A 19,603-nucleotide genomic window follows, 5' to 3' on the forward strand; every position below is an offset into this window, starting at 1 on the left:
CACATAGGGCAAGCTCTAACCTCAAATTTACTCAATAAAACAACCCACTGGCTCGGTGCGCGGCACGGCCACGGGCCGGCCGGCCACCACATCGGCCAGGGCGTCGGCCAGCTCGTGGCGACGCGTCACGGAGCGGTGCTGGCCCAGGGCGGCGTAGGCGTCGTTCAGGCGGCCGCGGTAGAGGACGGCGCGGCCATCGGGCCCCAGCACCACGGCCTCCGGGGTCACGCGGGCCTGCAGCTGCCGAGTGAGCCGGTGGCCAGGGTCGGCTTGCAGCGGGAAAGGCAGCTGGTAGGTTTTGGCGAAGGCGGCCAGGGCGGCCGGCGTGGCGTCGGCCGCCGGAAACACGCCCACAAACCGCACGCCCTGCGCCGCGTATTGGCCGTGCAGCTCGCGCAGGGGCAGCGTGGCCGCCTGGCTGATGGGGCACGTATCGGCCAGAAAAACGTAGACCGTGGCCCGCGGCGCAGGCCCCGAAACCAACAGCGTTAAATAACTGACCAGCAAGTACAGCAGCGGCATACGCGAAGATACAACGGCCAGCGTTGGGCCGAAGCGTTGGAAAGACACCGCCGGCCCGCGCCGGGTTCCGGCGTTTTCGGCCTGATTTTCGTTTTTACCCCGTTCTCCTTATTCTTCCTCTATGAAAATCTCTTTCTCTTTTGTTGCCTCGTGGCGCTCGGCGGGTCTGTTCGCTGCTTCAGCCCTGCTCCTGGCTACTTCCTGCACCGCGCCGCGCGCCATTGTGGCCACCGGCAAAGTCACGCCCCAGGGTGAGTTCCGGGTGGGCTACAACCAAGGCTTCAACGTGGCCACGGCCTCGCTCAGCAAGGCGGGCGCCGCCGTGAAAGAAGCCGCCAGCCAGGCCCTCACCCAGCAAAAGGTGGACTACACCGACGCCACTACCCAGCTGCAGGCGGCCGCCCTGGCCTACGTGCTCGACCCGGTGCAGCCCACCGCCGACCTGAACTTCCGCTACGGCATCGTGCCGCGCCTCGACGCGGGCTACAAGTACGCCTTCGGCTCGCACGTGTTCGACACCCAGTACCAGTTTCTGGGCCCCACCGGCACGCCCGAGGACCCCGGCGCCGGCGCCACCACCGGCACCACCTACGGCAGCATCGGCCTGCAGTTTGCCACCCAGCGCGCCAAGCTGCCGGGGCTGTCTTTCCTGTCCGACATCAACTCGCTGCTGAATTTCCGGGCCACGCGCAACGACCTGCTCATCCCGCTCACGTTCAGCAATTCGTTTGGGCCCGAGGAGGAAATCGGGGCCATCAGCTACGGCCTGGTGTATGCCCACAGCTGGGTGAGCTACGGCTTCGCCCCCACCAAGCTGTTCAACGGCTCGGTGCAGGTGCCCGAGCTCACGCTGCAGAAGCGCGATTTTTCGTCGTTTGGCGGGTTCGTGAACCTGAAGCTGGGCTACCGCTACTTCTACGTCATCCCGGCGGTGTCGCTGTTCTACCAGAACTACGGCAACTACGCCCTGCTCAACGGCCAAAGCACCTCGCTGAGCGGCGTGACGGTGGTGCCTTCGCTGGGCTTCCAGCTGCGGCTGCCCAATTTGTTTAAGCAATAAGCTTCGACGCCAGAGGGGCTTGCTTGCCAAACCGGGCCGTCGCAGCCGGTTACACGACGGGCAACAAAGAATGTCACGCGCAGTGGCGTTCTTTGTTGCCCGTTTTTCGGAATCGTTTCCGGAAACCGCTTTTCGACGTCTCCCCACCTATGGAAGCTCCCAACCCCGAATTCATGCGCGAAGCCATTCGCCTCTCCATCGAAAAAATGCAGGCCGGTTTTGGCGGGCCCTTCGGGGCCGTGGTGGTGAAAGATGGCCACATCATTGCCCGCGGCTTCAACCAGGTCACCACCACCCACGACCCCACCTGCCACGCCGAAGTCGACGCCATCCGCAAAGCCTGCAAAGAACTGGGCACCTTCCAGCTCGACGGCTGCGACCTCTACACCAGCTGCGAACCCTGCCCCATGTGCCTGGGCGCCATCTACTGGGCCCGCCCGCGCCGGGTGTTTTACGGCAATACCAAGGCCGACGCGGCCGCCATCGGCTTCGACGACCAGTTCATTTACGAAGAGCTGGACCGGCCCATGGAAAACCGTAAATTGCCCATGACGCAGCTGCTGCGCGACGAGGCCCTGGCCGGTTTCCGCGCCTGGACGGAACTGGAAGGCCGGACGGAGTATTAGGGTAAATCGCCTGTCATCCTGAGCGCAGCGAAGGACCTTATCACGTTTGCGCTACCTGATTACTGCAAATTGTTCTGGCGTGAGAAGGTCCTTCGCTGCGCTCAGGATGACAGACGGCACAATCACCAAGCTATTATGATTGAATTTCTCCTCAACGACCAGCCCATTCGCACCAGCGAGGCCCCGGCCAGCGCGCTGCTTGATTTCGTGCGCTACCATGAGCAGTTGAAGGGCACCAAAATCGGCTGCCGCGAGGGCGACTGCGGCGCCTGCACCGTGCTGGTGGGCGAGCTAAGCGCCGACGGCCAGACCGTGAACTACCAGAGCATGACCAGCTGCCTCACGCCGCTGGGCAACGCCCAGGGCAAGCACATCGTGACGGTGGAAGGCATCAACGCGGCCGGCTCGCAGCTCACGCCCGTACAAAAGGCCATTGTCGACGAGGGCGGCTCGCAGTGCGGCTTCTGCACGGTGGGCTTTGTGATGTCGCTGACGGGCCACAGCCTGAGCAGCACGCCGGCCACCGAGAAAAGCACCATCGCGGCCATCGATGGCAACATCTGTCGCTGCACCGGCTACAAGTCGTTAGAGCGCGCCGCGGCCAAGCTCACCGCCGAGCTGGAAAGCCGCCCGGTTGAAAACGCCTTGGCCTGGCTCAGCGAGAAACAATTTGTGCCCGGCTACTTCGCCAACATTCCGTCGCAACTGGCGAAGCTGCGCGCCACTGAGGCCCAAGCAACCGAGGCTTCGGCAGCAGCACAGGTTGCTTCAGGCACAGCCCAAAATGGCGGCAGCGCGGTGTCGACCTCGCCCAACGGCCACGCCCAAAACCAGAACGACCACGGCCACAACGGCACCACCAAACCGTTTGCCCACGCGCTGCTGGGCGGCGGTACCGACCTGCTGGTGCAGCGCCTCGAAGAGCTGCGCGAGCAGCCCGGCGTGCGCCTGATTTTCGACCAGCCCGGCCGGCGCGGCATCCGCCACGAAACCACCGGCCGCGTGGTGCTGGGCGCCGCCACCACGGCCAGCCAGCTGCTCGAATCGGAGCTGATGCGCGGCCTGCTGCCCAACTTGCCGCAGTACCTGAAACTGGTGAGCAGCACGCCCATCCGCAACATGGGCACGGTGGCCGGCAACTTCATCAACGGCTCGCCCATCGGCGACCTCACCATTATGTTCCTGGCGCTGGGCGCGTCTATCACGCTGCTCGACGCCACTGGAGCCACCCGCGAGCTGGCCCTGCCCGACCTCTACCTCGGCTACAAAAAGCTGGCGAAAGCGGCCGACGAGCAGGTCATCGAAATCAGCTTCCCGGCTCCGCTCGCCGGCGACTTCTTCCATTTCGAAAAAGTATCCAAGCGCACCCACCTCGACATTGCCAGCGTGAACTCCGCCGCCTGGCTGCGGGTCGAACACGGCCTCATCCAGGCCGCCCGCGTCTCGGCCGGCGGCGTGGGGCCGGTGCCGTTGCTGCTGGCCCGCACCAGCGCCTTCCTGCAAGGCCGCGAGCTGACGGCCGAAACCGTAACGGCTGCCAACGAGGTGATGCAAGCCGAAATCAGCCCAATTTCCGACGTGCGCGGCACCAGCGACTACAAGCGGCTTTTGCTGCGGCAGCTGCTGTGGGCGCATTTCCTGGAGTTTGCGCCGGAGCTGGCGGTGGATGAATTGATTTAGAACGTCATGCAGAGCGCAGCGAAGCATCTCGCGTGCGGCAGTAATTGACGCTGTTTTACCGATTGAATTAGTTGCGCTGGCGAGATGCTTCGCTGCGCTCTGCATGACGTTCTTTTTGGAACGACGCCCAAGAGCCAAAACCATGAACCACCTCGACCCCCACCGCCACGTGCGCGGCGAATCGCAGTACCTCGACGACGTACCCGTGCAGCAAGGCACCCTGTACGCGGCCGTGTTTGAAAGCCCGCTGGCCCACGGCGTGCTCCGCAGCCTCGATTTCGGCGCGGCGCTGGCGGCGCCGGGCGTGGCGCGCGTGCTCACGGCGGCCGACATTCCCGGCGAAAACCAGATTGGCGGCATTGTGCCCGATGAGCCGCTGCTGGCCGAGGGGCACGTGCATTTCCGGGGGCAGCCGGTGGCGCTGGTGCTGGCCCGCACCGAGGCGCAGGCCCACGCCGCCCTCAAGCTCATCAAGGCCGAAATCGACCCGCTGCCCATCATCACCGACCCGCGGGTGGCGGCGGCGCAGGGCGAGTTCATCGTGCCGCCGCGCACCTTCCGCCTCGGCGATTCGGCGGCGGCCTGGGCGACGTGCGCGCACGTGTTTGAGGGCGTGGCCGAGAATGGCGGGCAGGAGCATTTGTACATCGAAACGCAGGGCGCCTACGCTTTCCCGACGGAGATGGGCGGCGTGCGCATGATTTCGTCCACGCAGGGCCCCACGGCCGTGCAGCGCCACACGGCCGTGGTGCTGGGCCTGGGCATGCACCAGGTGGAAGTGGACGTGACGCGCCTCGGCGGCGGCTTTGGCGGCAAGGAAGACCAGGCCACGCCCTGGGGCGCGCTGGCCGCGCTGGGTGCGTTTATCACTAAAAAGCCGGTGAAGCTGGTGCTCGACCGCATGGCCGACATGCGCATGACCGGCAAGCGCCACCCCTACTCGTCCGATTTCAAAATCGGCTTTGATGCCGACCTGAAAATTGTGGCTTACGAAGTCACTTTCTATCAGAACGCCGGGGCCGCCGCCGACCTTTCGCCGGCCGTGATGGAGCGCACGCTCTTCCACGCCACCAATGCCTATTTCGTGCCCAACGTGACGGCCACGGCCTTTTCGTGCCGCACCAACCTGCCGCCCAACACGGCCTTCCGGGGCTTTGGCGGGCCGCAGGGCATGTTCGTCATCGAGTCGGCCCTGGCCAAAGCGGCCGAGGAGTTGGGCGTGCCCACCCACGAGCTGCAGCGCCGCAACCTGCTGCGCGAGGGCGACCTGTTTTCGTACCGGCAGGCGGCCGAAGGCTGCCACGCCGAGCAGGCCTGGGACACGGCCGCCGCGCAGTACGACCTGGCCGGCATTCGGGCCGAGGTCGCGCAGTTCAACCAAACCAATAAGCTGAAGAAAAAGGGCTTCGCGGTGATGCCCATCTGCTTCGGCATCAGCTTCACCAAAACGCCCATGAACCAGACGCGGGCGCTGGTCCACATCTACTCCGACGGCTCGGTGGGCATCAGCACGGGCGCCGTGGAAATGGGCCAGGGCGTGAACACCAAGATTGCGCTGGTGGCGGCCCGCACGCTGGGCATTTCGGTGAACCGCATCAAAGTGGAAACCACCAACACCACGCGCGTGGCCAACACCTCCCCCAGCGCCGCCAGCGCCACCGCCGACCTCAACGGCAAGGCCACCGAAATGGCCTGCCGCGCCCTGCGCGAGCGCCTGCTCCGGCACGCCAGCACCGAGTACACCCTCAACTACGAGGGCCTCGAAATCCGCGACGAGCAGGTGCTGGCCGCCGGCGTGCCCGCCGATACCAACTGGGAAAAGCTGGTGTCGTCGGCCTTCTGGAAGCGCGTGGCCCTCACCGAAAACGCCCACTACGCCACGCCCGGCCTGCATTTCGACGCCACCGTGAACCAGGGCCACCCCTTCGCCTACCACGTGTACGGCACGGCCCTCACCAGCGTGACGGTGGACTGCCTGCGCGGCACCTACACCGTGGATGCCCTGCGCATTGCCCACGATTTCGGCCAGAGCTTCAACGAAATCATCGACCGCGGCCAGATTGAGGGCGGCGCGGTGCAGGGCATCGGCTGGATGACGATGGAGGAAGTGGCCTACAACGCCGAAGGCCGCCTGCTCAGTAACTCCCTGAACAGCTACAAGATACCCGACATTTACGCCGCACCCAAGGTGCTCGACGTGCATTTCCTCGACACGCCGGGCCACCCCAAGGCCGTCCTGCGCTCCAAGGCCGTGGGCGAGCCGCCGCTTATGTACGGCATCGGCACCTACTTCGCCCTGCGCGACGCGGTGCGAGCCTTCCAGAGCCACACCGCGCTGCCGTTTTCCGCGCCGATGACGCCGGAAAAGGTGCTGGTGAGCTTGTATCCGGAGTTTGTGGGGGCGGGAGAAGCAGTTGCAGTGGCGCGGGGTTAGTTCAAAACAAGTTGTGGGGTATAATGCTGCGGCAATGCATCTTTACCTAAAACAGAACCCTAACATTCAATGATGAATCTGAAAGAGGCTATCCTAATATCCTTAGAGGAATTAGGAAAAATAGTAACTCACAACGATGTATGTGGGCATATCAACAATAAGGCTTACTATGACTTTGGGTCTGCCAAAACTCCTGCTTCTACAGTTTCGGCACTGCTTGGCGACTTTGTTCGCAAAGGGGATTCCAGAGTAAAAAGGATAAGTACTGGGAAAGGAAATTTCAGCTACTATTTAAGTAAGTATGAAGAATCTCTTTTTCCTGTATCAGGTACTATTAATCAAGTAGCACCATCGCTAATTCAGAAACAAGCGAGCTATAGTGAAAGAAGCTTACATAAGCTATTTAGCACGTATCTGAAAAGCGTCAATATTTCTTCTAAAACAATCTATCACGAACAATCTTCGAATAGCAAAGACAGCAACCAAAAATGGATTCATCCAGATATGGTTGGAGTTGAGTTCGCCAGTCTTCACACGAAAACCAGCCAAAGCTTCATTAAATCCATTAGCGTTGCAGAGTCTTTTAAGATAACCTCTTACGAATTGAAGCGAGAGATAAATACTGACTATGATTTGAAGCAAGCTTATTTTCAAGCAGTATCAAATTCAAGCTGGGCTAATTTTGGCTATTTGGTTGCTTTCGAAATAAGCGACAATCTGAATGACGAAATCAGCAGACTAAACCAGTCATTCGGTATTGGCGTGATAGAAATAAAAGCCAATCCTTACGAGAGCAAAATTCTTTATCCTTCAAGATTTAAAAGCCTTGATTTCAAGACAATTGACAAACTATGCAACATCAATGACAATTTTAATAAATTCATCGATAAAATTGATAAGATATTAAAAGCACAAGACGGCTATGTAAAATCAAGCGAAAGGGAGCTTGAAGAGTTTTGTGATACTTCTTTCAAATCAGAAGCCGACATACTCACCTATTGCAAGGAAGAAAACATTCCTACAAGCGAAAATTAAATAGAAACGAGAAGAGGCTGAAGCTCCCGTAGCTTCAGCCTCTTCTCGTTTCTGCCGCAGCGCATGGCTTTGGGGCAGTAGCTCGGCCAGCGCAGACCTCCCATCGTCCGCCGTTTTCTTTCGCCGCACCTATGACGCCGGAAAGGGTTTTCGTAATTTTGCACCCCGATTTTTACGAACCCCCTCCCTACTTGCAACTTACCCGCTCTATTCCCCTTGGCACCCACGTGCAAGGCTTCCTGATTTATGCGGCTGGCGACACCGCCGCCGCGCTGTTGCTGCATCAGTTTAGCTGGCTGCGGCTGCTGGGCATGGCCCTGGTGGGCGGCCTGCTTTACTCCACGGAGGTACCGGCCTATTTCCGCTGGCTCGATGCGCGGGTGCCGGTGCGCCCCGAGGGCAGCCAGCTGCGCAAAACCAGCCGCGCGGCCCTCACCCTGCTCTACTTCAACCCGCTCTGGATTGCCCGGCACTACGTGTTTCTGGGCGTGTTCGGGGGCGCGGCCGAAACGCTGTCGCTGGCGCTGCTGCCCGTGGCGGGCCGCTCCTTCCTGCTGAACGCCCCGGTTTCGCTGGCGGCCAACTACTACATTCAGAACCGCGTGGCCACCGGCCGGCGCTTCATGGCCAGCGCCGTTTTCTCGGGGGTTATGGCCGTGTCGTATGCCCTCAGCGCCGCTTGGCTGTAGTACGGAGGCGCCTTACCTGCTTCGCTGACCATTTGCAGGCATCAACGGCTTTTGGCAACCGGCGCGGCCTCATATACCACCCTGCCGCCCACCATCGTCAGCTCGCTCACGGTGCCGGGCAGGGCCGGCAGCGGCACCGTGAAAATATCCTGCGAGAGCACCGCCAAATCGGCCAGCTTGCCGGGCGCCAGCGTGCCTTTTTGCTGCTCCTGAAACTCGGCGTAAGCAGCCCCGGCGGTGTAGGCGCGCACGGCCTGCTCGCGGGTCAGGGTTTCTTTGGGGTCGGCCAGGGTGCAGGCAAACAAGATGTTCAGGTAAGGGTTGGATGGGCCATCGGAGCCCAGCGCGAAGGGAATGCCGCTTTCCAGCAACGAGCGAAAAGAGCCGCGCAGGGTGGCCGGCGCGCCGTGCTGCGGGTCCAGGGCGGCGTTGATGAAGTGCGAAGGATTTTGCACCACCACAATGCCCAGCGCGCGGGCTCGGGGCTGCAAATCGGCAGCCAAGCCGTCGCCGTGCTCGAAGCGGACGCGCTTTTGGCGCCAGGTGGCGGCGTCGCCCAGCTGGCTCATGAGGCGCAGGACCAGGCTGGCCGTGCTGTCGCCGGAAATGTGCAGCATCAGCGGCTCGGAGCCGGCCAGGGCGGTGCGCAGTAGCTGGCGCACGGTGTCGACGGGGAAATTGAGCTGGCCGTACCAACCGGGCCGGCCGGGATAGGGACGCCGCATGAGGGCGCCGCCTTCCAGCGGCGTCGCGTCGAGGATGTATTTGACGCCATCCACGCGGGCGCGGGGCGCGGGGTGACGCTCCACGCCAGTCCATTCGCGGCGGTTGATGCCCCGTTTGGAGGTCATCGGAAACGGGATGACACGCAGGCGGAGGGGCAGACCGGCGGCTTTTACTACCCGAATGGTTTGGTCGGGCGGCAGGCCGTCGGCCATGTCCTGCACGCTGGTGATGCCGAAACGCAGAGCCTCGGCGCCGTAAGCTTTGAGGGAGTGCACCCAGGTCGAATCGGCTATTTTGCCACTGAAAGTGCGGCGCGGGGCCCAGTCGCCGTACTCGCTCAGCAGGCCGTTGAGCTGGCCCACGTCGGGCAGTCGGCCGTAGGCGCCGCCCAACGGGGCCACGTCGGAATCCTCAACGCCGAGCAGGCGCAGCGCGGCCGTGTTCACGATGCTGCCGTGGCCCCAGGGCGTGCGCAGCAGCACCGGGTGCCGGGGCGCCACCAGGTCGAGGTCGGCGCGGCGCAACTGCGGGTCCATCAGCGCGTCGCGCCCAATTTCGCCTATCAGCCACCTGCCTTCCGGCTCCCGGCCGGCCAGGGCGGCCACCGTGTCCAGCACCTGGGCGCTGCGGGGGCCGGGTATCATGTCGGCCTTGGGAAAGTCGAAAAAATGCCCCGGCAGGTGGCCCGGCGGCAGGTGCGTGTGGGCGTCGTTGAAGCCCGGCACCACGGTGCGGCCGCGCAGGTCAACGCGGCGGGTGCGCGGGCCAGCCAAACGGGCAATTTCGGCAGTACTGCCCACGGCTACGATGCGCTCGCCGCGCACGGCCAGCGCTTGGGCGTAGGGCCGGGCCGGGTCGGCGGTGAAGATTTTGCCGCCGGTGAGCACGTAGTCGGGCGCGGCTTGCTGCGCCGCGGCGGCCGACGCCATCAGCAGGGAAACAGCTAATGAGATGGATTTTAATGCGCAGCGCATGTGGTTTCACCGGGTTGTGGAAGTCGCATCGAGACGGTGCGCCCGGCCAAATCTACATAGCTTTTACCGGATATTTAAACAGCCTTCAAAAAGCCATTTTTCTTACTATTGGAGGTGCTGCTCTGGGATTGGTCAACTAAATTGTTTACACCAGATTTTTCTTGATGTAGGCCAGGCTCTGTGTCAGGCTGTCGAAGGGCGAACCGGGCGTGGTGTCCTGCTCCACGAAAAAATAGTGCAAGCCGGCCTGTTTCGCTTGGGCGAAGATTTTCTTGAAATCAATGACGCCGTTGCCTACTTCGGTGAAAGCGCGTTCGGGGGTTTTGGCCATGTCTTTCACGTGCCAGAGCGGGAAGCGGCCGGGGTGCTGCCGAAACAGAGCTACTGGGTCTTGGCCGGCTTTGGTGGCCCAGTACAGGTCCAGTTCCAGTTGCACGAGCTTCTCGTCGGTAGCCAGGAGCAGGTCGAAGGGCCGCTGTCCGGCTTGGGGCACGAACTCGAAGTCGTGGTTGTGGTAGCAGAGCTGCAAGCCGGCTTGTTGGCAGCGCTCGCCGGCCCGGTTGAGCTGGTCGGCCACGTACTTGTAGTGGTCGAGGGTGCCCCGCTCGGCCGGGGCGAGGTAGGCGCACACCATGTACTTCGCCCCCACGGCGGCGGCATCGTCCACGGCCCGGTCCCAGCCGTGCAGCAGGGTGCCCAGGGTCGGGGCGCCGTTCGTGGGCTCCTCGCCCAGGCGGTAGTGGCTGCTGGGCATTAGCAGGCCGTTTTGCTTGAGCAGCGCCGCAAATTCGGAGGGCGTCAGGCCGTAGAATTTCTGGCTGCCCGTGTAGGTTGCGCCTTCCACCGCATTGTAGCCGATGCTGGCCAGCCGCGCCAGGGTGCCGGCGGGGTCTTTTTCCATGGCCTCGCGCACGGTGTAGAGTTGCACGCCGAGGTATTTTTTCGGGGGCGCCGCTAGCAACGGGGGCCCCACCGCCAGGCCGGCAGCAAGCAGCGCAGCCGAAGCCAAAAAATCGCGCCGGGAAGTCATCATGAGCAAACGGGCTTGGGTTGATGGACAAAAAAGACGGGCCGCACCGGCCACCGGGCATAAAGAAGGCCACCGCAAACACGGCCCCGCCCGGCGGCAGACCGCCACAAGTACGCAAATATGAAGCCCGGGAAAAAGACCTTCTGGAGAAGGCCCTTCCCGGGCTTCGCATAGCGTTGCTGTTTTGCTGCTGGCCGGCTTACGCCACGGCGGCTTTGCGGCGGCCTTCCAGAATGCGGTAGAACGAGCGGGTGTTGATTTCGTCGCGCGTGAGGCCCGTGGCTTCGATTTCCTCCTCCGAGATGGCGCCGCAGTTCAGGGCTTTCAGGAAGAAGTTGAGCAGGCCCTGGCCGGTGGCGGCGTCGTCGAAAATATCGCCGGTGAGGGTGGAAATGGCAGCCCGCTCCACAAAGGTTTTCAGGCGATGCACCGCGTCGTCGTAGCTGCTCAGGAAGAAATTGTAGGTGGCGGCGTAGCGCATGGGCAGCTGCGCGGGGTTCAGGTCCCAGCCCTGGTAGAGGCCGTTGATGAGCGAGTGCGTGGTGTGGTGGTAGGCCTGGCGCCAGGCGTTGTGCACGGAGTCCTGGTTTTCGCGCAACTGGGCGTAGCTCAGGTTCTCGCCGCGGTGCGGGCCGATGGGCATCACGTTGGTGGCGCCGTCGGAAAGGAAAATGCCGGTGCCGCCCAGCGCCACCTTGGTCATGTGGTGGGCGAAGTCGCACACGGGGTGGGCCATGGTCTGGTACTTGGCCGTGATGCCGCAGCTGGCCGTGTAGTCGTAGGTGCCAAAGTGGGCGGCCACGCAGCGCCCCTCGCTGGCCCGAATGATGCGCATGAGCGGGTTGCGACCTTCCTCGTCCATCACAATTTGAGTGGCCTCCACCATGGTTTCCATTTTGAGGGTGCCGGGGGCCAGATTGTTGGCCTGCTCCAGCAGCTCAAACAGGCGCACCATCGTCGTCATCTGCTCCGGAATGGTCACTTTGGGCAGCATCACCACGAAATTGTCGGGCAGCTTGCCGCCGGTTTCTTCCAGCAGCGTGGTCAGGAAAATATCGAGCGTGCGCACGCCGCGGGCCTTCAAATCTTCGGTGAAAGGCTTGATGCGGATGCCGATAAACGGCGAGAGCGTGCCCTGGGCCATGCCCTTGGCCACTTCCCGGGCGGCGCGCACGGCGGTTTCGTCCTCCTCGGCATCGGGCCGGTTGCCGAAACCGTCTTCAAAATCGACGCGGAAGTCTTCCACGGCTTCGCGCTGCAGCTTCTGCACAATCTTGTTGTAGACCGAGTACGCCAGCCAGGCGGGCTCTTGCTTGCGCTCTTCGGCCGTCATGGCGTCCAGCCTAGCTGTCAGTTCGTAGATGTCCTTTTCCAGCACGGGCAGGTGCTCGTGGTTTTTGAGTTGGAGCACGCGGGCCAGCTCCACGAAATTGGGCGCGTAGGTCTGCAGGTTGTTGAGGGCGATGTCGCCCATGCGCTTGCAGGTGTCGGCCTTGAAGAGGTTAGCGCCGCCGTACACGGTGTGCACGGGCTGGCGGTCGGGCTTGTCGCCGGGGTATACCTGCTGGAAATGGCGGTTGGCCACGCCCAGCTCATCGAGCAGGGCGGTTTTGGCGGAATCTTGGAGGCTGAGTTTCATGGTGGGAATTGATAAAGCGAGGTAGAGACGCAAAATATTGCGTCTCGTCGTTGCTGATGTTGTGTAGTGTGCGCAGGCGGTGCGGCCCCGGTCGTTCAACGCCGAGACGCAAAATAGTGCGTCTCTACACCGTTCAGGAGCCGCGGTAGGTGGCGTAGCCGAAGGGATTGAGCAGCAGCGGCACGTGGTAATGCTCGGTGGTAGCCACGTCAAAAACGATTTCTACAAACGGATAAAAATTCGCCGTGCCGTCCTGCGCGAAATATTCCTGCGTGAAAAATTTCATTTTATAAATCCCCAATTCCAACTGCGTTTCCTTGGGCAATAAATCGGCAATTCGGCCATCTTTATTCGTTACGCCGCGCGCTATTTCCTGCCAGTTGTTGCCCGCTTGCCGCAGCAGCGCAATGGTCACATTAGCCGCTGGCCTGCCCTTGGTGGTATCGAGAATGTGCGTAGTTATCTGGCTCATGCGGCAAGTAATTTTTCGAGGCGAATGCGGGTAATTTTATCCTGCTCGCCCGCAGCAAGTAGAATTTCGTCTTCGGGTTTATTGGGCATTCGCGCCTGCAACAACGCCAGCATTTCTTCCGCCGATTTCCCCGTGGCGCAGACAATAAAGATGTAGCCAAATTTCCGCTCATAAGCCGTATTACCCGCGGCCAACGCTTCCAGCGTGGCTTGGGAAGCCTGTTTCACCGCCGCTTGCTCGCCTTCGGCCCAGGTGCTGGTACTGGCGAATTTTTCGCGCAAAGCTGCCACGTCGCCGCCAATTTTGGGGTGGTGCGTGAAGGCTTCGCGCCAGTCGGCTTCGCTGAGTTTATTCCAGACAGCGGTGGCTTGTTGCATCAGCGTTTCGGCGTCGGCAATTGGAAATAAGGCCACCATATTCTCCACCCACGCCGAGGCGCCGCAGCATTTTTGCAGGGTTTCGGCCAGGGCGGGTTTGGGCAAGTTATTTAATTCGGCTAGGGTCATAAAATGTAGCGCGGACTTTTAGTCCGCGAGTACGCAGTTGGCGGTTCTATTCGCGGACTAAAAGTCTGCGCTACATCACCGTCGGAAACCGGTTCACGTTCTTGTAGTAGATGTACACCGATGGCTCCTGGCCCATGGCCGTGGCCCATTGCTGGCAATAGGGCGCCATCCAGATGGAATCGCCTTTTTTCACCGGGTACCAGCATTGGTCGAGCATGTAGATGGCCTGTCCTTCGAGGTACATCAGGCCGTGCTCCATGATGTGCGTTTCCACCATGGGCAGGTTGCCGCCGAGGCCGTAAGTGAAGATGTTCACGGCCATGTCGAAGCCCGGCTCATTCGGCAGCAATTCTTGGATGCGCAGGGCCTCGTCGTTCATGTAGATGGGCGCTTTATTGTAGTCCCGCTCGCCCCAAAATACGCCCGGCGTGGCGTGGCCCGCCAGCGGCTCGTACACTTTGTGGAAAGTGAGCAGCTGCGTACTGGCTTCGGGCTGGCTAAAATCGTAGCGCTGGCCCACGGGCACGTACACGTATTCGCCCGCTTTCAGCGCGCGGGTTTCGCCGCCCACGGTGGCCGTGCAATTGCCCTGCACCACGTAGAAGAAAATCTGCGAAGCCTCGGTTTCGCCCTGCACGCGGCCGGCCTCGGTAAGGGTGACAAGCGTTTGGCAGAGGCGGGCGCCCATCTGCTCGTTGATGATGACGTTGGTGGTGCAGCCGGTCCAGCCGGGCACGTTGCTGTTGATGTAGCCATCGGGGGCAATGATGGCGTGGTTGCGCTTCACAACTGAGCGCGTCAGGGCGGACATTTCCATGGGTTAGCGGGTAGGATATTGGGTGCGGAGAAGGGCCACAAACCGGTCAGCCACGGCCACGGCGGCCGCCAAATCGGGCAGCTCCACATTCTCCAACGGGTTGTGGCTGATGCCTTGGTAGCAACGAATGAACAGCATGGTGACCGGCGCCACGAAGGAGATGGGCACGGCGTCGTGGCCGGCGCCGCTCACCAGCGGAATGGTTTCGTGGCCGCTGGCGGCAATGGCTTGGGCCAGCAGCTCGTTCAGATGGGCGTCGCAGGTCACGGGGGCCGTTTGCTGCACCGGTTTCCAGTCCAGCGCCACGTTGCGGTGGCCGGCCACGGCCTCGCCGTGGCTGCGGAGGTAGTCGTAGGCCTGGGGCAGTTGCGCTTCGTCGGGGCTGCGCAGGTCGAGGCTGCAGGTCACTTCGCCGGGAATCACGTTGCTGGCCGCGTGGCTGATGGCCAGCTTGCCCACGGTGGCCACCAGCCCGCGGCCGTGCACCTGGGCAAACTGCTCAGCGGTGAGCACAAACTCGGCGGCGGCGCACAAGGCGTCCTGGCGCATGCTCATCGGCACGGTGCCGGCGTGGCCAGCCATGCCCCGGAAGGTGAGCTCCACGCGCTGCTGGCCGGCAATGGCCGTCACCAGCGCCACGGGCACGTGGCGCTCCCACAGCACCGGTCCCTGCTCAATGTGCATCTCAAAATAGCCCAGCCAGTCGGCGGCCGGCATGGCGTCCGTTGCAAGTTGGGTCGCGTCGGCGCCCATGGCTTCCAGGGCCTGGGCCAGCGTGATGCCGGCCGCGTCGGGGCGCGCGAGCCAGGCGGGCTCGAAGGAGCCGGCCACCACTTTGCTGCCCAGGTAGGTGGTGTGAAAGCGCACGCCTTCCTCGTCGCTGAAGGCAATCAGCTCGATGTGGAACGGCAGCTCAGCTTTTTGCGCAATGAGGTTTTCCAGCAAATCGAGCCCCATGAGCACGCCCAGCGGCCCGTCGAACTTGCCGGCATTCACCACCGTGTCGATGTGCGAGGCCAGCACGAAGGTTTTGGCCGCGGGGGCTTGGCTTTCCAGCCGGGCGCGCAGGTTGCCAATGCCGTCGACGCGGGTGGGCAGGCCGGCAGCCTGCATCCAGCCTTGCACCAGAGCGCGGCCCTGCAGAAAAGCGGGCGTGCCGAAGGTGCGCGTCACGCCGTCGGCGTCTTCGCTGATGGCGGCCAGCTGCTCAATGCGCTGCATGATGCGCGCGGCGCGCGCTAAGTATTCCTGCTGCATCCAGCTACCGGGTTAAAAAGTTGCCGTGGTTGAGGCGAAGGGCGTTGGGGCGCTGGTAAACTTGTTCACCGGCCAGGAAAGTTAATTCCACCACGCCCGCCAATTCCTGGCAAATGTAAGGCGACACTTTGTGTTTGTGCCGAATGAGTTCCGCGGTGACTTCAAACGTCTTTTCAGGGTCCAGCACCACCAAATCGGCGTCGAAACCCACGGTAATCTGGCCCTTGCGCTGGTGTTGGCCGGCCAGCTTGGCGGGGTTCGCACTCAGCCACTTCGCCAGGTCGTTCAGGCTGGCGCCGCGCTGCCGGGCGGCCGTCCAGAGCACGGGCAGGGCAAATTGCAGCGAGGCAATGCCGCCCCAGGCGGTGGTGAAGTCGCCGCTGGCAAGCTGCTTCAAATCGGGCGGCGCAGGCGAGTGGTCGGTGGCCACAAAGTCAATAACACCGCGCTGCAGCGCGGCCCACAGCTGGTCGTTGTTGGCTTTCTCGCGGATGGGCGGCGCGCATTTGAACTGCGTCTGGCCGTCTTGAATGTCTTCGGCGTTGAAATAAAGGTAGTGCTGGCCGGTTTCCACGGTCAGGGGTAGGCCCCGGGCTTTGGCCGCGGCAATGGGCGCAATGGAATTGGCCGACGACAAATGCACGATGTGCACCCAGCAGCCGGTTTCTTCACACAGGCGAATCATCATCGCAATGGCCTCGTCCTCCCACTTTTTGGGGCGCGAAGCCAGGTAGTTAGGGTACGAGCGGTGGTCATTTTTTTTCCACTCGTCGTTGTCCTCCGATAACTCGCAGTGTACCAGCAGTGGCAGCCCGTGCCGGGCCAGCACGGGCATCACCCGCCGCAAATCAGCTTCGGTTGCATTCGGAAAATCATCAATGCCGGAGTGCGTCAGAAAAGCTTTAAAACCCAGCACCCCGGCCGCAATCAACGGCTCTATCTCGGCCGCGTTGCCGGGCACCACGCCGCCCCAGAAGCCCACGTTGCAGTGCAGCTGCCCCTGCGTGGCGGCGCGCTTGATTTCCAGATTGGCCACCGACGTGGTGACGGGCGCTGAGTTGAGCGGCATGTCGACCAGCGTGGTGAGGCCGCCGGCCAGGGCGGCTTTCGTGGCCGTGTCGAAGCCCTCCCAGTCGGTGCGGCCGGGCTCGTTGATGTGCACGTGCGGGTCGATGACGCCGGGCAGCACGGCGTGGGTGCCCACGTCGAGGAGTTCGGCGCCGGCCACGTCGGCGTCGTGAGCCAGCAGCGCACTGATGCGGCCGTTTTCGAGGAGGATGGTGGCGGCGCGCACGCCGTCGGGCACGACGACGCGCTGGCTGCGCAAAGCGAGTATTGACATGAAGGAGAAGTTTGGCGCTAAATTGGGGGCTTTTTCCCGGTTTAATTAATTTGGACGACGGGCAAGCGGCCAACGCCATTCAGCCCGTCATGCAGAGCGCAGCGAAGCATCTCGCGTGCCGCAACTAAACCAAACAGCTGAGTCACCCTTGCACGCGAGATGCTTCGCTGCGCTCTGCATGACGGCAGATTATTCTCTGCTTTCGCGCGCCACTGCTCCCCACATGCTCCAATACGTTACCCTCCTTTCCCTGATACTGGCGTTTCTGCTGCTGCTGGGCGTCATTTATGCCCTGCAGCGCGTGGCCAAAACCCGGCCCGGCGGCGGCGCCGTGGGCAACAGCGGCTTCACGCTCGAAGGCTATTCGTATGCGCTGATGCTGCTGGCCGTCATTGCCGGGGTGGGCATCTGCTACGTGCTGGCGCGCGACTCGCCCTGGTCGGGCCACATCATGGAGTGGCTCAACATTGTGGTGCGCCTCATGCACATCACCTTCGGCATCGCCTGGATTGGGGCGTCCTTCTACTTCGTGTTCCTCGAAAACGCCCTCAACCGCACCGACAACGTGCGCGAGGAGCTAGCCGGCAACCTCTGGGCCGTGCACGGCGGTGGGTTTTATTACCTGGAGAAGTACAAGACGGCGCCCAAGGAAATACCCAAAAGCCTGCACTGGTTCAAATACGAGGCCTACTTCACCTGGCTCTCGGGCTTCAGCCTGCTGTTTGTGGTGTATTACTTCAACGCCAGCTCCATGCTCATTGACCCGCGCGTGCTCGACATCTCGCCGCTGGCGGGCGTGGGCATCGGGGTGGGCTCGTTTGTAGCGGCCTGGCTGATTTACGACGGGCTGTGCCGCACGGCATTTGTGCGCAGCCCCTGGTTTAAAGTGGTGGGGTTTCTGCTGGCCACGGGGTTTGCGTTTTTTTACGCCGAGGTCTTCAGCGCTCGGGCAGCTTACATCCACTTCGGCGCCATGCTGGGCACGCTCATGGTGGGCAACGTTTTCTTCACCATTATTCCGGCCCAGAAGGCCATGGTGAAGGCCGCCACCGAAGGCACGCCGCTCGACCCCACGCTGGGCAAGAATGCCCTGGCCCGCTCGCTGCACAACAACTACTTCACCTTGCCGGTGCTGTTTGTGATGGTCAGCAACCACTTTCCCAGCACCTTCGGCCACTCTTACCCCTGGGCCATTCTGGCGGCCATCACGCTGGGCACCGCCGGCGTGAAGCATTGGCTGAACCTGCGCGAAAAGCACCAGACCGATACGGCCGTGTGGGTGCTGCCGGCCGCCGTGGCCCTGCTGCTGGGCGTGGTGTTTGTGACGGCCCCGCCGGCTCAAACCGGCGCGGGCGGGGCGGGCGCGGCCTCGGCCTGCGCCCAGGAAATACCCATGAGCCAGGTAAACCTGATTGTGCAGAAGCGCTGCATTCAGTGCCACTCCTCCCACCCCACCGACGACGTATTCAAGTCGCCGCCCAACGGCGTGGTATATGACACGCCCGAGGACATCATCCGCCTGAAAGACAAAATCATGCAGCGCGTGGTGGTGACCAAAACCATGCCCCAGAACAACAAAACCCAGATTACCCAGGAGGAGCGCGACCTCATTGCCTGCTGGATTAATCAGGGCGCCAAAAACCAGTAACGCATGCCCGCCACTCCCCGCGACCTACCCGTTTGGGTTCTGGCAGCGGCCAGCCTGCGGGCGGGCACGCCGGTGGCGCTGCTGTGCGTGGTGCGCAGCGAGGGCAGCAGCCCCGGCCGCCAGGGCTTCAAGATGGCCGTGACGCCCGACGAGGTAGCCGGTTCCATCGGGGGCGGCATTATGGAGCACAAGTGGGTGGAGCTGGCCCGCCAGCGTCTGCGCGAGGCCGACGCCGCGCCGCTGTTGCGCCCCCAGATTCACCGCCGCGAGGCGCCCACCGACCGCTCCGGCATGATGTGCTCGGGCGAGCAGGAAGTGTTGCTGTGGCCCTTGGCGGCCGCTGATTTGCCCACGGTAGCAGCTATTGCAACCAGCCTGCAGACTGGCAGCCCGGGCTCACTCAGCATCAGCCCAACGGCGGGCCTACAGCTGCACCCGGCCGAAACGCCTCCCGCCACAGCCGCCGCCGAAACCACCGAAACGCCTTTCTACGCCTTCCAGCCGGGCCTGGAGTGGCAGTACCGCGAGCGGCTGGGCTTTCGCGACCAGCTTACCATTGTGGGCGGCGGGCACGTCAGTTTGGCATTGTCGCGGGTGCTGGCCGAGCTCGACTTTGAGCTGACCGTACTCGACGACCGCCTCGACCTGCCCACGCTGGAAGCCAACGACGCCGCCCACCACCGCATTTTGGTCGACTACGAAAACGTGGCGGCCGAAATTCCCGCCGGCGCGCACCGCTACGTGGTGGTGATGACCGTGGGCTACCGCACCGACGCCGTGGTGCTGCGCCAGCTGCTGGGCCGCTCCTTTCGCTACCTGGGCGTGATGGGCAGCGTGGCCAAAGTGGCCGAGCTGCGCCGCGGGCTGCAGGAAGCCGGTTTTTCGGCGCAGCAAATTGCCCGGCTGCGGGGTCCCATCGGCTTGCCCATCGGCAGCCAGACGCCGGAGGAAATTGCCATCAGCATCGCGGCCGAGCTGATTCAGGTGCGGCGGGAAGCAGCGCAGAAGCCTTGACCCTATGGCGCGTTAGCCCGGACGCGTGCAGTCGCCTGTCATTGCGAGCGCAGCGCGCAGCGAAGCATGACGTTCACGTGTAAAACCAAAAAGCCCCGGCACTGCGCAGTGCCGGGGCTTTTCACAGTAGAA

Annotated in this window: 17 protein-coding genes; 8 read left to right on the forward strand and 9 right to left on the reverse strand. The window is 62.6% G+C overall.

The window, feature by feature from the left end:
* Positions 1 to 27: 27 nt before the first annotated feature.
* On the reverse strand, positions 28 to 522 hold the full coding sequence (locus JAO73_RS04825) for a redoxin domain-containing protein (protein WP_198976020.1): 495 nt from the start codon (positions 520 to 522) through the stop codon (positions 28 to 30).
* Between the two features lie 121 nt (positions 523 to 643).
* Between JAO73_RS04825 and JAO73_RS04830 the strand changes: the two genes are divergently transcribed.
* From JAO73_RS04830 to JAO73_RS04855, 6 genes are all read left to right on the forward strand, one after another.
* Complete coding sequence (locus JAO73_RS04830) at positions 644 to 1,582, forward strand: hypothetical protein (protein ID WP_198976021.1); 939 nt, start codon at positions 644 to 646, stop codon at positions 1,580 to 1,582.
* A 149-nt stretch (positions 1,583 to 1,731) separates the two neighbouring features.
* Complete coding sequence (locus JAO73_RS04835; RefSeq protein WP_198976022.1) at positions 1,732 to 2,208, forward strand: nucleoside deaminase; 477 nt, start codon at positions 1,732 to 1,734, stop codon at positions 2,206 to 2,208.
* 135 nt (positions 2,209 to 2,343) lie between these two features.
* Positions 2,344 to 3,888, forward strand: a complete 1,545-nt coding sequence (locus tag JAO73_RS04840) for an FAD binding domain-containing protein (RefSeq protein WP_198976023.1) — start codon at positions 2,344 to 2,346, stop codon at positions 3,886 to 3,888.
* Positions 3,889 to 4,030: 142 nt separating this feature from the next.
* Complete coding sequence (locus JAO73_RS04845) at positions 4,031 to 6,322, forward strand: xanthine dehydrogenase molybdopterin binding subunit (RefSeq protein ID WP_198976024.1); 2,292 nt, start codon at positions 4,031 to 4,033, stop codon at positions 6,320 to 6,322.
* A 69-nt stretch (positions 6,323 to 6,391) separates the two neighbouring features.
* Positions 6,392 to 7,357, forward strand: coding sequence for a hypothetical protein (locus tag JAO73_RS04850; protein WP_198976025.1), 966 nt, complete (start codon positions 6,392 to 6,394; stop codon positions 7,355 to 7,357).
* A 191-nt stretch (positions 7,358 to 7,548) separates the two neighbouring features.
* On the forward strand, positions 7,549 to 8,046 hold the full coding sequence (locus tag JAO73_RS04855) for a hypothetical protein (RefSeq protein ID WP_198976026.1): 498 nt from the start codon (positions 7,549 to 7,551) through the stop codon (positions 8,044 to 8,046).
* Between the two features lie 41 nt (positions 8,047 to 8,087).
* Here the strand turns inward: JAO73_RS04855 and JAO73_RS04860 are convergent, their stop codons facing one another.
* The 8 genes from JAO73_RS04860 to allB all read right to left on the reverse strand — a co-directional run bounded on the left by JAO73_RS04860 (position 8,088) and on the right by allB (position 16,809).
* Positions 8,088 to 9,701 carry an amidohydrolase gene (locus tag JAO73_RS04860; RefSeq protein ID WP_198976027.1) on the reverse strand — a complete coding sequence of 538 codons (1,614 nt, stop codon included), beginning with the start codon at positions 9,699 to 9,701 and terminating at the stop codon, positions 8,088 to 8,090.
* Positions 9,702 to 9,891: 190 nt separating this feature from the next.
* Complete coding sequence (locus JAO73_RS04865) at positions 9,892 to 10,779, reverse strand: sugar phosphate isomerase/epimerase family protein (RefSeq protein WP_233168690.1); 888 nt, start codon at positions 10,777 to 10,779, stop codon at positions 9,892 to 9,894.
* Between the two features lie 196 nt (positions 10,780 to 10,975).
* Positions 10,976 to 12,415, reverse strand: a complete 1,440-nt coding sequence (locus JAO73_RS04870) for a DUF6986 family protein (protein ID WP_198976028.1) — start codon at positions 12,413 to 12,415, stop codon at positions 10,976 to 10,978.
* Positions 12,416 to 12,548: 133 nt separating this feature from the next.
* A complete protein-coding gene (gene uraH / locus JAO73_RS04875) occupies positions 12,549 to 12,887 on the reverse strand; it encodes a hydroxyisourate hydrolase (RefSeq protein WP_198976029.1) in 339 nt (112 codons plus the stop codon).
* Positions 12,884 to 13,393: a 2-oxo-4-hydroxy-4-carboxy-5-ureidoimidazoline decarboxylase gene (uraD, locus tag JAO73_RS04880; protein ID WP_198976030.1), complete on the reverse strand. Its 510-nt coding sequence runs from the start codon at positions 13,391 to 13,393 to the stop codon at positions 12,884 to 12,886. Before uraD ends, uraH begins: the two co-directional genes overlap by 4 nt.
* A 70-nt stretch (positions 13,394 to 13,463) precedes the next feature.
* Positions 13,464 to 14,210 carry a (S)-ureidoglycine aminohydrolase gene (allE, locus tag JAO73_RS04885; RefSeq protein WP_198976031.1) on the reverse strand — a complete coding sequence of 249 codons (747 nt, stop codon included), beginning with the start codon at positions 14,208 to 14,210 and terminating at the stop codon, positions 13,464 to 13,466.
* Between the two features lie 3 nt (positions 14,211 to 14,213).
* Entirely contained in the window at positions 14,214 to 15,467 is a 1,254-nt protein-coding gene (locus JAO73_RS04890) for an allantoate amidohydrolase (RefSeq protein ID WP_198976032.1), read from the reverse strand.
* A gap of 4 nt (positions 15,468 to 15,471) precedes the next feature.
* Positions 15,472 to 16,809, reverse strand: a complete 1,338-nt coding sequence (allB, locus tag JAO73_RS04895) for an allantoinase AllB (protein ID WP_198976033.1) — start codon at positions 16,807 to 16,809, stop codon at positions 15,472 to 15,474.
* A 223-nt stretch (positions 16,810 to 17,032) separates the two neighbouring features.
* Between allB and JAO73_RS04900 the strand changes: the two genes are divergently transcribed.
* Both JAO73_RS04900 and JAO73_RS04905 read left to right on the forward strand, forming a co-directional pair.
* The gene (locus tag JAO73_RS04900; RefSeq protein WP_198976034.1) at positions 17,033 to 18,457 is read left to right on the forward strand and encodes a urate hydroxylase PuuD; all 1,425 of its coding nucleotides are present in this window, start codon (positions 17,033 to 17,035) and stop codon (positions 18,455 to 18,457) included.
* A gap of 3 nt (positions 18,458 to 18,460) precedes the next feature.
* Positions 18,461 to 19,471 carry an XdhC family protein gene (locus tag JAO73_RS04905; RefSeq protein ID WP_198976035.1) on the forward strand — a complete coding sequence of 337 codons (1,011 nt, stop codon included), beginning with the start codon at positions 18,461 to 18,463 and terminating at the stop codon, positions 19,469 to 19,471.
* Positions 19,472 to 19,603: the final 132 nt, after the last annotated feature.

The sequence above is a fragment of the Hymenobacter miniatus genome, assembly GCF_016427455.1.
Lineage (GTDB): Bacteria > Bacteroidota > Bacteroidia > Cytophagales > Hymenobacteraceae > Hymenobacter > Hymenobacter armeniacus.

Excerpts from the sequence above, each read along its gene's own strand:
- JAO73_RS04825 (WP_198976020.1), bottom strand. The coding sequence starts at position 522 with ATGCCGCTGCTGTACTTGCTGGTCAGTTATTTAACGCTGTTGGTTTCG.
- JAO73_RS04830 (WP_198976021.1), top strand. The coding sequence starts at position 644 with ATGAAAATCTCTTTCTCTTTTGTTGCCTCGTGGCGCTCGGCGGGTCTG.
- JAO73_RS04835 (WP_198976022.1), top strand. The coding sequence starts at position 1,732 with ATGGAAGCTCCCAACCCCGAATTCATGCGCGAAGCCATTCGCCTCTCC.
- JAO73_RS04840 (WP_198976023.1), top strand. The coding sequence starts at position 2,344 with ATGATTGAATTTCTCCTCAACGACCAGCCCATTCGCACCAGCGAGGCC.
- JAO73_RS04845 (WP_198976024.1), top strand. The coding sequence starts at position 4,031 with ATGAACCACCTCGACCCCCACCGCCACGTGCGCGGCGAATCGCAGTAC.
- JAO73_RS04850 (WP_198976025.1), top strand. The coding sequence starts at position 6,392 with ATGATGAATCTGAAAGAGGCTATCCTAATATCCTTAGAGGAATTAGGA.
- JAO73_RS04860 (WP_198976027.1), bottom strand. The coding sequence starts at position 9,701 with ATGGCGTCGGCCGCCGCGGCGCAGCAAGCCGCGCCCGACTACGTGCTC.
- JAO73_RS04865 (WP_233168690.1), bottom strand. The coding sequence starts at position 10,779 with ATGATGACTTCCCGGCGCGATTTTTTGGCTTCGGCTGCGCTGCTTGCT.
- JAO73_RS04870 (WP_198976028.1), bottom strand. The coding sequence starts at position 12,415 with ATGAAACTCAGCCTCCAAGATTCCGCCAAAACCGCCCTGCTCGATGAG.
- uraH (WP_198976029.1), bottom strand. The coding sequence starts at position 12,887 with ATGAGCCAGATAACTACGCACATTCTCGATACCACCAAGGGCAGGCCA.
- uraD (WP_198976030.1), bottom strand. The coding sequence starts at position 13,393 with ATGACCCTAGCCGAATTAAATAACTTGCCCAAACCCGCCCTGGCCGAA.
- allE (WP_198976031.1), bottom strand. The coding sequence starts at position 14,210 with ATGGAAATGTCCGCCCTGACGCGCTCAGTTGTGAAGCGCAACCACGCC.
- JAO73_RS04890 (WP_198976032.1), bottom strand. The coding sequence starts at position 15,467 with ATGCAGCAGGAATACTTAGCGCGCGCCGCGCGCATCATGCAGCGCATT.
- allB (WP_198976033.1), bottom strand. The coding sequence starts at position 16,809 with ATGTCAATACTCGCTTTGCGCAGCCAGCGCGTCGTCGTGCCCGACGGC.
- JAO73_RS04900 (WP_198976034.1), top strand. The coding sequence starts at position 17,033 with ATGCTCCAATACGTTACCCTCCTTTCCCTGATACTGGCGTTTCTGCTG.
- JAO73_RS04905 (WP_198976035.1), top strand. The coding sequence starts at position 18,461 with ATGCCCGCCACTCCCCGCGACCTACCCGTTTGGGTTCTGGCAGCGGCC.